This is a genomic window from Larkinella terrae, assembly GCF_009668025.1.
Classification (GTDB): domain Bacteria; phylum Bacteroidota; class Bacteroidia; order Cytophagales; family Spirosomataceae; genus Larkinella; species Larkinella terrae.
Window position 1 is genome coordinate 149,227 of sequence record NZ_WJXZ01000009.1, and the last position, 12,937, is coordinate 162,163.

Sequence of the window (12,937 nt, forward strand, 5' to 3'; positions counted from 1 at the left end):
ATAAGTTATGAGTTGGCTGACGCAAGCTGAAAACCTCATAACTTTTAATTCTTAACTCATAATTCCGTTTCCGGTTCGTTCCAGCGACCGTCTTCTTTGATCAGTTCGATCAGTTCGTTGACGGCGTGCTCGGCAGTAACCGATTTTTTAATGACCTGTTGACCCCGGTACAACGAAATTTTGTCTTTTCCGATGCCGACATAACCATAATCGGCATCGGCCATTTCGCCAGGCCCGTTGACAATGCAACCCATGATGCCGATTTTGATGCCTTTCAAATGATCGGTTCGTTTGCGGATCATGGCGGTGGTTTCCTGCAAATCGAAGAGCGTACGGCCACACGACGGACAGGAAATGTACTCGGTTTTCGACATCCGGGTGCGCGCGGCCTGAAGAATGCCAAACGCAATCGAATTGTACCGGCTGGCGGTTTGCAGCCGTTCTTCCTCCGGCATTGCGGGCAGCAGGTCGGTTGCCAGCCAGGCGCCATCGCCCAGGCCATCCACCAGCAAACCGCCGATATCCGTAGCCGCATACAATTGCAACGAATCGCCCTGACTGTCCGGAAAACTGCGCAGATTAACAACCGGACACGTAATGGATCGGTCGATTAATTCACCGTAAATCCGCCGAAGTTCGGCCATTGCGTGGGAATTTTCCGTCCGAACCACCAGCACCACGTGCTTGTCTTTCTGTAACGCGCTGGCTAATTCGTCGGAGAAGTCACCCAGACGCGTTTCGACAAAATTGAGCACCGGATGTAAACCGGACGGTTTTTGTCGATTAGCTAAATACTGATGCGAATGGAGCAGCGGAAATTTATGGACCTTATCGCTGGCGGCAAGCCAGGTGTCGTAATTCAATATTTCTTTCAGCCCGTTGGGTAACATGAACGATACCGGTTCCGATCCGGTATAGATATAGTCCGTTCCCAGATCATTCATCCGCCACTTGTCGGGGACAGGCAGGTAAAAATGACCAACCGGCCGGAGTTGTTCGTGATCCGTAACCGGTATTTCGGAATAATCGGCAATCACCCGCGGCACGTTAATCCCACCAAAGTTGGCGACCTCGTGGGTTTTCCGCCGGGTATATTGAAACGGATTGATCGGGTAATGGTTGATCGGTGGAATTGGGTGGTGTTCCGCCCGTTTGGTATATCGGTCGATAAGCGCCTGCGCAACAGGCGCTTCCCGTTCCGGATCTTCGGTCAGTGAAACCCGAACAGTGTCTCCCAAACCGTCCTCCAGCAGGGTTCCGATGCCCACCGCCGATTTAATCCGGCCGTCCTCGGCTTCACCCGCTTCGGTAACGCCCAAATGCAGCGGATACGGTTTTAAGCCCTCCGCGTCAAGGCGATGGACCAATAACCGATACGCTTCGACCATGACCTGCGGATTGCTGGATTTCATCGAAAGGACGATGCTGTGGTAGTTTTCGTCTTCACAAATTCGCAGAAACTCCAGCGCTGATTCCACCATCCCAAGGGGTGTATCGCCGTAGCGGCTTAAAATCCGGTCCGAGAGCGAACCGTGGTTGGTACCAATCCGCATGGCCGTTCCGTATTCCTTGCAAATCCGGACCAACGGCAGGAATTTGTTCCGAATCCGGTCGAGTTCTGCCGCGTAGGACGCATCCGTGTAATCAATGGTTTCGAACCGCTTCCGGTCCGCATAATTCCCGGGATTGATCCGAACCTTTTCCACAATTCGAGCGGCCAGTTCGGCGGCATTGGGGGTAAAGTGGATGTCGGCAACGAGGGGCGTGGTGTAGCCGCGCGCCCGTAATACTTTGCGGATGTTTTCCAGATTCTGCGCTTCTTTCACACTTGGCGCGGTAATTCGGATGTATTCGCAACCCGCTTCGATCATTTTGATCGACTGTTCGACCGAACCGAGCGTGTCCATCGTATCGATGGTCGTCATTGACTGTACCCGAATGGGGAAATCGGAACCTAAAGGGACCGTGCCGATGGGTACTGTGATCGTTTTACGACGGGAATAACCGGTAAGGGAATTGCAATAAAGAGCCGGTTTTTCGGCGGATGATAGTAATGACGGTGTTGCGAAGTCAAGCATAGCCTAAACAGCGTGTGCGGAAGAGATACAAAGGTAGAAAAACCGGAGCGTTTTCCCCGCAAAAGCTATCTGTAGAACTCACTTTTGGCCCAAATTGTTCCTTACGGCCAAAAGTGAGTTAATGCTATAATGATTGAAAATCAGTGAGTTATTTATTCTTCCACCTTCGTGCCTTCATCGACGCGGATAATATAGGCCGCACCGCCAGCCCGTTCGATCGCTTCGGCAACGGCACCGGCATGGCCGGGCGCATAGGCAAACATGCAGCCACCACCGCCTGAACCGTTGATTTTCCCGCCCAGCGCACCGGCGTTGAGGGCGGCTTCGAGCATCCGGTCAATTTTCGGCGTTGAAATGCGTTGCGCGTCCCGCAGATTCGCGTGGTGACGGTTGAGCAGATCGCCCAGTCGATTGTGATTCAGGTCGGCGGCTTCCAATTCCTGCCGGGCTTCACGGAGCAAATCGCGGTTGGAAATAGTGCCTTCGAGCAGGATATTTTCACCGCCGGATAAATACGGACGGTAATCGTCCAGTTCCAGAACGTCGGTCGTATGCAGCGAAAATTCCGGGTTGATGGCTTCGATTTTTTTCACAATGTCGTTCACCCCGGTGCGTAACCGCCCCAGAATGGTCAGCGTATCTTTGGGTTCCTGCGAATCGCCCAGGACAAAGGCACCCAGTTTGGGGCGCAGTTCTTCGATTTCGATTTCCGGTTCAGATTCCAGATAAATCACATCGCCAATGGCCGTCGAATAATGATCCATCATGCCGCCCGGCTCGCCAAACTCACGGGTTTCGGCTTCGTTAGCCAGATTGCCGATTTCCTGACGACTTAACAGTCGGGGACGATCGCTCATGCGCATTAGAAAATGAAGCCAGGACGCCACGAGTGCCGAAGAACTGGAGGTGCCGGAATTGATCGGAATATTGCCGCGAACTTCACATTCAACTCCCTTCGAAAACCGGTAGCCGTGCCGGACCAGCACATTGTAACTACTGCGGAAATAATCGCGCGGTTTGGTGTAAACCAGACTCGATCCCGACAAATCGAATTCTTCCCGTTCGTTGACGTCCGGGAGGTTAATAATCACTTTGGTGTCAGTCCGTTGAAAACCGGTAATTCGGATGCGCCGGTTGATAGCAGCGGCAATAACGGGCAAACCCAGGTAGTCCAGGTGTTCACCAAATAAACAGATTCGGCCGGGTGTAGAAACGCTTAATTGACTCATTACCAATTGGTTTTTTTGCTTCCCACCAGTGCATAATACAAAATGTAACCCAGGAGAGGAAGGATTAGGGCGTAAGCAAGTTTAGGACTGACGGTGTCGGTTAAATAACCGTGTAACAATGGTAACAGGGCTCCACCGGAAATTCCCATGATCAACAGGGCGGAACCCAGTTTCGTAAAGCGACCCAGGCGATTGAGCGCCAGCGGCCAGATGGCAGGCCAGATGGGGGCGATGGCAAAACCGAGCAGTGCAATGCACAAAACCGAAGTGAAACCGTCCGAAATCAAGGCGCCAATCGTTAAAATCACTCCCAGGCTGGTGCCGTACAAAAGCGATTTTTGCTGGGAAAGAAAGCGCGGAATCAAGATAATTCCCAAAATATAACCACCTAACATGCCGTACAGCGTATAGGCCGTGAAGTATTTCGCCCGATCATTTGTGAACCCCAGAGCGGTTCCGTAGTTAATAATCGTATCACCGGAGATGACCTCGACGCCCACGTAACAGAAAATGGCCAGGACGCCCAGGACTAGATTAGCGTGTTGCCAGACACTTTCCGTCGTGGCGGTTTTAACGACTACTGTTTTATCTTCTTCCTGTTCTTCCGAAACTTCAGGTAGCGTAGAAAACCGGATCAGCATGGCCAACACAATCAAAACGCCCGTCAGAATCATATACGGCGTCACCACTTTATCCAACGACTCGGAAGCGGATAATACGGTTCCGCTGGTCAGCAGTAATCCTCCAAATATCAACTGGCTGATAATTCCGGCCAGTTTATTGGCAACACCCATAAAACTGATCCGTTGGGCGGCACTTTCGCGTGGACCAAGGATTGTCACGTAGGGATTTGAAGCCGTTTGCAGAACCGTTAAACCGATCCCGATCAGGAATAAACCGACCAGAAACAGTGGATAGGAAACCGCTTTCGCGGCCGGGATAAAAATGACTGTTCCGATTGCCATGACGATCAAACCGAGTGACATCCCGTTTTTAAAACCCGTTCGCTTCAGCAACACGGAGGATGGAATGGCCATGACGGTGTATGAAATAAAGAACGCGAACGCAACCAGGTTCGAGCCTACCGTGCTGAGTTGAAAGGCCTGTTTGAAAAAGGCAATCAGGACACCGTTTACCCAGGTGACAAATCCAAAAATGAAAAATAACATGCCGACAATCAGCAGTGGGCCGAGGTAATTACTGGTGGAATTCCGGGTGGCGGTCGGGGTCATCGTTTTGGCGTATAAAGCGTTCAGGGCGGCAGACTGAAGCGACTGCCGCTGTTTAGAATATTTTAAAATTTTTTAAAAATAAGAATTTTATTTTGAATTTTACGCAATTACCCGCCTAATAGTCGTCATTCAGCGCAAAAATGGGTTTGTTGGTTTTCCATTTTCCCCGCGTAAAATCCGGAATTTCAATCGGTTTGCTGCCTTTGGCAATGGATTCTTCCGACAGCGGACTTATGGCGCTCCAGACCGCTGCGTCATAGACATCGATTGGGGGAGCCACTTTTCGTTTGACGGATTCGATGAAGGCCCGGATGACGAAAAAGTCAATGCCGCCGTGCCCCGCATTTTCAGCGGTTTGGGCGTGGCGTTTCCAGATTGGGTGATCGTATTTCTCCTGATACTCCTTAAACGGCTCCCACTGGTGCGGTTTTGGACTCGTTCCTTCAATATAAATCGTTTTTCCGTCGTCCATCCAAATTCCCTGCGTTCCCTGCGCCCGGAAACCGAGCGAATAGGGGCGGGGCGAGTTGGTATCGTGCATGATGACGATATTTTCACCATTGGCGCACTGAATGACCGTCGTGACAATATCGCCCAGTTTGAAATTGACTTTGGCATTGGGGTGATTCGGTCCGCCCTTATCAACGATGTACTTGTGCAATCCCCGGGATTTTGTTGCCGTGGAAGTCAGGTGCAAAAACCGGTTTCCACGGTTGATATCCAGCCAGTGGGCCACGGGCCCCAAACCGTGCGTCGGATACAAGTCGCCGTTGCGTTCGACGGAATGCTGGGTGCGCCAGCGAGCCTCGGAATAACCCTTGGCTCCAAATTCGGCACCAACGCCCTGTTTAACCGTTCCATCGTTGAATTTAACATTGCGTAAATCGTGCTGATAACCGCAGTGCGCATAGAGCATTTCTCCGAACATTCCCTGCCGAATCATGTTCAAAACCGCCATCACATCACGTCGGTAACAGACATTTTCCAGAATCATGCAGGGCATTCCGCTTTTTTCGGATGCGTCAATCAGGTCCCAGGATTCTTTCAGGGTGACGGTTGCCGATACTTCGACGCCCGCGTATTTTCCGGCTTTCATCGTGGCTACGGACATGGGCACGTGCCATTCCCAGGGCGTGGCAATCACAACGCCGTCGATGTCGTCGCGTTTTAGCATGTTCTCGAAATCCCGATCAGTTTTTCCATAAACAGCCGCTTCGGGCCGACCGGCCTTGCTGATCATGGCTTTGGTGCGGTTGATGGCTTCGGGATCGATATCGCAGATTGCCGTAATGGCAACATCCGGCCGATAAAGTGCCTGTTCAACGTGGCTGCGGCCACGCCCTCCGACGCCAATGAACGCCAGCCGGACTTTCTTATCCTGCTCCGGTGCGCCGGTTAAAATGGAGGGAAATAAATGAGCAGAGGAAACCGTTGCGGCCGCAGATCGCAGAAAATGGCGTCGATTCGTTTTCAAAAGGTCTTGAAATTAAGGGTTAGCAGTGGACTTGTGCGTAAAAAAAAGCAAAATATCGGTAGGAAAAAAAAATGCATCGATTACTTCGCGATTAATGTTTTGGACAGAAAACGGTTTATCCCTAACAATGCGGTTATAGATAATTAACACAAGCGTAACAGAACGATGAACCAAACCGGCAACCCGGCTGTTATATTCCCGAAACTCACTAAAATTTCTCCTGAAAGCGGAAAATTCCACCGCTTGACGGCTCAAATGTGTTGCAGACAACCTTTCTGACGACATTTTGGTCGAGAATTTTTAACAATCGTAAAAAACCGGGTGGCCGGTTCTGACAGAATGGACAAAAAACGGGTAGCGGTGTTCCGCAAAGAACACTTCAACGCGGCTCATCGTCTCCACAACCCCGAATGGTCGGAGGAAGAAAACCGGCGGGTTTTTGGCAAGTGTAATAATCCTCATTATCACGGCCATAATTACGAGGTGTTTGTTCAGGTAACCGGTGAGGTTGATCCCGTGACGGGGTTTGTAATGGACATGAAAGTGCTCAGCGATCTGATTAAAGAGCACATTACGGACAAATTTGACCATAAAAACCTTAACCTGGATACCGAAGAATTTAAAAATCTGAATCCTTCCGCTGAACACATCGCCATTGTTATTTACGATTCGCTGCGCAGTAAACTTGATTTATCTCTGGACTTGAAAATCAGACTCTATGAAACCGAACGGAACTTCGTTGAATACCCGGTCTAACGGCCATCACCCTACTTATAATATGCTGGATGAGTTGACAGTGGACGAAATTGGGGATGAGCATGTGGGTTCCTCAATTGATACCCCGTTACGGGCTGATGCGTTTGATATCAGCGACGACACCAAAATTGAACTGATCGAAGATCATTTTCGCGAGATTCTGAACATTCTGGGCCTGGATCTGACCGACGACAGCCTGAAAGGTACGCCCCGTCGCGTGGCCAAGATGTATGTGAAGGAAATCTTCAGCGGACTGAATCCGGCGAATAAACCGAAGGCGGCCCTTTTTGAGAATAAATACCAGTACAACGAAATGCTGGTTGAAAAGGGAATAACCGTTCATTCGCACTGCGAGCATCACCTCGTTCCGATCATCGGGCGGGCGCATGTGGCCTACATTTCGAGCGGAAAAGTGATCGGTTTATCCAAACTAAACCGCATTGTGCAATATTATGCCAAACGGCCGCAGGTTCAGGAGCGTTTGACTGAGCAGATTGCCCATGAATTAAAAGAAGTTTTGCAGACGGAAGATGTGGCTGTCATTATCGACGCCCGGCATTTGTGCGTTTCCATGCGCGGGGTGCAGGATGTCAACAGCTCGACGGTAACCGCTCATTACGGCGGCAAATTCAAAGACGACGCCACCCGCCAGGAATTTTTGCGCCACGTCAGCGAACCGACGGCTGCGCTTTAATTGAAATGAACAATTAATAATGAATTTCTTGCGTCAGCCTATTCATTATTAATTGTTCATTAAAAAAAAATCAAACAAGTGTCCCCACGCGCTCCAGGAGCGCTTTGGTTTTTTTGATGCCGTCGTATTCGCTTAATGTGGAGCCTTCGTATTCGATTCCGGCAATTCCTTTAAATCCGCTGTCTTTCACGATTTTCATCATGCGCATATAGTCGGTTTCGGTGCAATTGCCGCTGGCGTCGAAATCGTGGGTTTTGGCACTGACACCTTTGGCAAACGGCATCATTTCGGTTACGCCCTTGTACCGGTCGTATTCTTCCACGCACTTGCCGCCCCATTCCGATCCGTCGCTGCGTTTGATACAGAAATTGCCGAAATCGGGCAGAATACCGACATTTTTCATATTTACCTGCTTCATAACACCCGTCAGCCATTGACCATTGGAAGAGTAGCTTCCGTGATTTTCAACGATGACGTTGATATTCATGGTTTTGGCAAATTCGCCCAATTTCCCGAGTCCATCGACGGCGGCTTTGGCAACTTCCTCTTCCGTGCCTTTGCCAAACGCATTGACGCGAATGGTTTTGCAGCCCAGCGTTTTGGCGCATTCGACCCAGGGTTTGTGTTTTTCAACGGCTTCGTTGCGTTTGGCGGCGTCGGTTTCGCCCAGAAATCCTTCGCCGTCGATCATGATCAGGTGGTTTCGAACGCCGTTATCTTTGCAGCGCATTAGCAATTCTTTCAGATAAGTTGCGTCCTGTGCTTTGTCCTTGAAGAATTGATTGACGTATTCCACAATATCGATCCCAAATTCTTTTTTGGCGAGACCCGGAAAGTCGAGGTTGGTAATTTTTTTCTCGTTGAAAAGTGCCTTGTGAAGTGACCATTCGGCCAGCGAAATTTCAAAGAACGGTTTTTTAGCGGCCGTTTCCGCAAGGGCCGGGAGGGCTGAAGACAAAGCCGTTACCGCGCTGAGTTGTTTTAAAAAAGTGCGACGTGATGCCATATTTTTACGTTTTAGGTTGGGTTGGCCCTTAACCGGGGATGAAGCTGAAAGGCAAGTTAATGAAAAAGGTGGTCGGATCAATCATAAAAAAAGGTTGGAGAGCTGATTGGAAATCGGGAGGATGGAAAAAAGTATTCTAAAACCGCTCCGTCACTGGACCACTGAAATTGGGAAAATGAGTATTTCTCGCTACCAAATCAAAATGGGGTAAATACATTGAAATTTGGACAACTCAAAACCGCTCTTTTTCGCCAAAAATGAAAACCTCAGTTGGTAAGTTAGGCAGGAATTGAATGGTAATCATTTAAAAGGAAAAAGGCCCTCAGCAGCAAGTGCGGGGGCCTTTTTAACCGAGATATGAATACAACCTGAATTAAGTATCTCATTTGAGCACTAAATTCTCACCGAAAATTACAAAAAAGTTGCAAATGCCCAACTTTTTTTGACAGGTTTTTACAATTTTTTTTTGACAACGAATCCTGTCGAAATTATCCTTCGGCCGTAAGAAAATGTTTCTGATTGGTGGAAAGATTGGAAATCGTCCATTCCACATCGCCCGAAAACACTTGCGCCCGAACCGGGCAATCCGTAATCCGGCAATAGTGGCAGCATTCGGGCAGGCACGGATCGGCGTGAATGAAAATCTCGACTTCCGTATTGATCTCACCTTTAAGGACTTCCTCAAATTCGTGGACTTCGTGGTGAACCTGCGCCAGGGTCCAGTAATACGGCAACGTCAGGTGACAATCGATGTGCAGATCAGCGCCATACCGCTGGACGCGCATGTTATGGATATCGATCCAGTTGGGGTGTTTGTACTGATTCAAAATATCAACAATTCGTTGGAGTAAGCTCAGGTCGGTTTCGTCCATCAAACCAGCTACCGATTGGCGGATCAATCCAAAACCGTTCCAGATGATCACCAGGGAAAGAATCAGCGACAGAACGCCATCGAACCAGGTCAGCCCGGTTATCAGAATAATGACAATTCCGACCACAACAATCAGGCTGCTCAGGCTATCGGTTAGTAAATGGCGGCCGTCGGCAATGAGGGTAATCGAATTAGTGGCCTTGCCATTTCGGACAAGAAGCCAACCCGTCAACGCATTCGCGAAAGTGGTTAAGGCAATCAGGCCGACGCCCCAATCCAGATGCGTAATGGGTTGCGGTGCTGAAAATGATTGAATGGCCTGAAAAATGATAAATACGCCCGCCGACAGAATAAGCGCTCCCTCGAAACCGGATGAAAAAAACTCGATTTTCCCGTGACCATACGGATGATTTCGGTCGCGGGGAAGCCCCGAAAGGTAAATGCTGTAAAACGCAAAACCGCTGGCTACCACGTTGATAATGGATTCCAGCGCATCCGTTAAAACCGCCGTGGAGGAGGTAAGCCACCAGGCCGTAAACTTGAGCAACATCAACACCGCACTCAAACCCAGCGAGATTGACATCCATTTGTATTTAATCCGTTGGGTTTGTTGCATGAAGCCAATGGCAGGTTTATAGCCTGCAAATGTAGTAAACTGTTAAGGATTTCTCTTTACATTTGCCGCTATGGAGTTCACCGAAAATCCCTGGAAAACACTTACTTCAACGGTTGTTTACGATAACAACTGGTTGAAAATCAAGCACGAAGATGTTGTAACTCCGGCCAATACGCCCGGAATTTACGGCGTCGTCAGTTTCAAGAACAAAGCCGTTGCCGTCGTTCCGCTCGATCAGGATGGGTATACGTATCTGGTCGGCCAATACCGGTATCCGCTCGACGAATATTCCTGGGAAATTCCGGAAGGTGGAGCGCCCATCGGCACAGATCTGCTGGAATCAGCCCGTCGGGAACTGAAGGAAGAAACCGGTCTGGAAGCGGGAAAATGGACGATGATTGGCCGGATTCACACCTCGAATTCGGCGACGGACGAGGAAGGCTTTCTCTACATTGCCGAAGAACTGGTTCAGGGAACGCACGAACCGGAAGAAACTGAACAATTGCAAATTCGACGGGTTTTATTGACTGACGCTGTCGAAATGGTGATGCGGAGTGAAATCACCGATGCGCTCAGTGTCTGCGCGCTGTTGAAAGTGGCGCGGTTGAAACAGATTTGAGCGAATGATGATTGAAGCAACGTTTTACGGCTTAATTGCAGGTATTCTACTTTGTCTGACCTTCGGAACCGTTTTCTTTTCCCTGATGCAGAACAGCGTCGATAATGGTTACCGCTCGGGCGTCAAGATTGCTTTCGGAGTAGTAGTTTGCGACTCCATTTTCGTTGTCTGTGCATTGTTCGGCACGGCTTTTTTGCCGAAGATCGAAGGTTTTGAGTTTTATTTGACCTTGTTTGGGGTGCTGCTGCTGCTGGCGATGGGCGTGGCCAATATCTTCAAAGGAGCTCCGCGACTGGCGTATCCGAAAACCCGTTTTGGAAATTTCCTGTATTATTTCACGACTGGTTTTGTGCTGAATGCGATCAACCCCATCAACTTCATTACCTGGGTGACGCTGGCGGCTTACCTCACTAATTCCCTGCATTATAGCCCCGGCGAACGGTACGCCTTTATGATCGCCAGTTTGATCAGTATCTTCTCAACCGAGTCGGCGCTGGCTATTTTCGCTCACAAGTTAAAGCGGTTTTTTACGCCCAAAGTCGTGCTGATTTTTAACCGAACGACCGGCATTGTGTTTATTGGAATTGCCCTGAATCTGGCCTGGACCCGCCTGTACGATCCCCTGGTCGCGATGTTGAAACACTAACCACCCTGTCAGCGGTCGAAGACCCTGACAGCGGTGAGTATCCTGGGGCGAAATTATTTTCTCGAAAGATTTAATCAGCTGCCAGGGTCTTTAACCGCTGTCAGGGTCTTTGACCGTTCGACGGCCCGGCGCTGACAGGGTTTTGGATATCCTCGGTTTCGATGCCCTGGGATTTGAGAAAGCCCTGCCATTCGGCAATCAAATTTTTCTTCAAAACCCGCGGAAATTTGTGCTGACCGCCCATTTTACCTTTGGATTCCATCCATTTATAAAAAATCGCGCTAGGGAGCGCCGTAACAAACACATCCTTGAGCGCGTGTCGCCGTTCGACGGCGTAGTCATCGTTCAGTTCTTTCAGTTTCGTATCGATCAGGTCTCTCAAAACCGTTTCGTCCACTTTATCATCAGTTCCGATGTACCAATGGTGGGCAAAAAGTGTTTCGTGGGATATTCCGGCGACCGTAAATTCCCGGACATTGATCTTCAGGTCGTGCGAGGCCAGCTCGACGGCTTTGTTCATGTTATCGACGGAGAGGTGTTCTCCGCAAAGACTCAGGAAGTGCTTAGTCCGGCCGGTAATGACGATTTCGCAGCGTTTTTTGTTGACAAACTTAACCGTGTCGCCAATCAGGTAGCGCCAGGCACCCGAGCAGGTTGAAATCATCAGCGCGTATTCCTTGCCTTCTTCCACCTCGTCGATCATCAGTGCCTGCGGTTTGTCGATAATCTCACCGTCGGCATTGAAATTTTCGTCGTTGAACGGGATGAATTCAAAGAAAATGCCGTTGTCGAGCACCAGCTGCATGCCAACAGCGTCGGGATGCGTCTGGTAGGCAATGAAGCCTTCCGAAGCGAGGTACGTTTCAATGTAGGTAATCGGGTGCGCGAGCAGGTGTTCAAAGCCCTTCCGATACGGTTCGAATGAAACACCACCGTGGCAAAAAACCATCAGATTCGGCCAGATGTCGTGAATGGTTTTGACCTTGTAATGGGCGATGATTTTTTCCATCAGCAGTTGAATCCAGGCCGGAACCCCCACCACAAAACCGATGTCCCACTGATCGGCCTGTTCGGTAATTTCATCCAGTTTCAGCGCCCAGTCGCGTTCTGCGGCAATTTCTTTCCCCGGTTTGTAGAACTTTTGAAACCAGAACGGAATTTTACTGGCCGTAATCCCGCTCAGGTCGCCTTCAAAGTGATTGTCCCGGTAATTCAACTGGGTGCTGCCGCCCAGCATCAGAAAGCCTTTTTCGTACAATTGAGAGGGGAGATGCTGGTATCTTCCCAGACTCAGAATTTGCCGAATGCTGGTTTTCTGAATCGCCTTCGACATGGTTTTGGTCACCGGAATGTATTTGGAAGCCGCTTCCGAAGTGCCCGAACTGAGCGCAAAATACTTCACCCGACCGGGCCAGCAAACATTTTTTTCGCCCTCAACGGAGCGTTTCCACCAATCCTTGTAAATCTTGTTGTAATCGTAAATAGGGACCAGTTCCTTGAATTTGGCATAAAATTCTTTTTCGTCGTCGAAAAAGGCGGAGTTTTCGATATCTTCAAACTGGAAGGCCTGCCCGAACTGCGTGTACCGCGCTTTTCCAATCAGTTTGACAAAGGTTTTCTTCTGTAATTTAAGGGCGTTCAATTTTTTTCGTCTGACCACGTTTGTCAGTGAAATGCCACGTTTTAATAAGCTTCCCAATAAGGCCATGCGTCAAT

The 12,937-nt window shown here is 49.5% G+C and carries 11 protein-coding genes; 4 read left to right on the forward strand and 7 right to left on the reverse strand.

Annotated elements, in window-relative coordinates; all coding sequences use genetic code 11:
* Positions 1-56: 56 nt before the first annotated feature.
* From ispG to GJJ30_RS15175, 4 genes are all read right to left on the reverse strand, one after another.
* Positions 57-2,078 (reverse strand): (E)-4-hydroxy-3-methylbut-2-enyl-diphosphate synthase, encoded by a 2,022-nt coding sequence (gene ispG, locus GJJ30_RS15160; protein ID WP_154176017.1) that lies wholly within the window; start codon positions 2,076-2,078, stop codon positions 57-59.
* A 152-nt stretch (positions 2,079-2,230) separates the two neighbouring features.
* Positions 2,231-3,307: a mevalonate kinase family protein gene (locus GJJ30_RS15165; RefSeq protein WP_154176018.1), complete on the reverse strand. Its 1,077-nt coding sequence runs from the start codon at positions 3,305-3,307 to the stop codon at positions 2,231-2,233.
* Entirely contained in the window at positions 3,307-4,539 is a 1,233-nt protein-coding gene (locus GJJ30_RS15170) for a sugar MFS transporter (RefSeq protein ID WP_154176019.1), read from the reverse strand. Before GJJ30_RS15170 ends, GJJ30_RS15165 begins: the two co-directional genes overlap by 1 nt.
* Before the next feature lie 115 nt (positions 4,540-4,654).
* A complete protein-coding gene (locus GJJ30_RS15175) occupies positions 4,655-6,013 on the reverse strand; it encodes a Gfo/Idh/MocA family protein (RefSeq protein ID WP_154176020.1) in 1,359 nt (452 codons plus the stop codon).
* Between the two features lie 339 nt (positions 6,014-6,352).
* On the opposite strand from GJJ30_RS15175, the gene GJJ30_RS15180 reads away from it, so the two are divergent.
* The gene (locus GJJ30_RS15180) at positions 6,353-6,769 is read left to right on the forward strand and encodes a 6-pyruvoyl trahydropterin synthase family protein (RefSeq protein ID WP_154176021.1); all 417 of its coding nucleotides are present in this window, start codon (positions 6,353-6,355) and stop codon (positions 6,767-6,769) included.
* Complete coding sequence (gene folE / locus GJJ30_RS15185; protein ID WP_154176022.1) at positions 6,732-7,463, forward strand: GTP cyclohydrolase I FolE; 732 nt, start codon at positions 6,732-6,734, stop codon at positions 7,461-7,463. The genes GJJ30_RS15180 and folE overlap by 38 nt, the downstream gene beginning before the upstream one ends.
* Positions 7,464-7,533: 70 nt before the next feature.
* Here the strand turns inward: folE and GJJ30_RS15190 are convergent, their stop codons facing one another.
* Together GJJ30_RS15190 and GJJ30_RS15195 are read right to left on the reverse strand one after the other, a co-directional pair.
* Positions 7,534-8,469: a sugar phosphate isomerase/epimerase family protein gene (locus GJJ30_RS15190; RefSeq protein WP_154176023.1), complete on the reverse strand. Its 936-nt coding sequence runs from the start codon at positions 8,467-8,469 to the stop codon at positions 7,534-7,536.
* A gap of 488 nt (positions 8,470-8,957) precedes the next feature.
* Entirely contained in the window at positions 8,958-9,956 is a 999-nt protein-coding gene (locus GJJ30_RS15195; protein ID WP_154176024.1) for a cation diffusion facilitator family transporter, read from the reverse strand.
* A 70-nt stretch (positions 9,957-10,026) separates the two neighbouring features.
* Between GJJ30_RS15195 and GJJ30_RS15200 the strand changes: the two genes are divergently transcribed.
* Positions 10,027-10,575, forward strand: coding sequence for an NUDIX domain-containing protein (locus tag GJJ30_RS15200; protein WP_154176025.1), 549 nt, complete (start codon positions 10,027-10,029; stop codon positions 10,573-10,575).
* A gap of 7 nt (positions 10,576-10,582) precedes the next feature.
* On the forward strand, positions 10,583-11,221 hold the full coding sequence (locus tag GJJ30_RS15205) for a LysE family translocator (protein ID WP_154176450.1): 639 nt from the start codon (positions 10,583-10,585) through the stop codon (positions 11,219-11,221).
* 100 nt (positions 11,222-11,321) lie between these two features.
* On the opposite strand, the gene GJJ30_RS15210 is transcribed toward GJJ30_RS15205, so the two are convergent.
* On the reverse strand, positions 11,322-12,929 hold the full coding sequence (locus GJJ30_RS15210; RefSeq protein WP_154176026.1) for a GH3 family acyl-acid amido synthetase: 1,608 nt from the start codon (positions 12,927-12,929) through the stop codon (positions 11,322-11,324).
* Positions 12,930-12,937 lie beyond the last annotated feature (8 nt).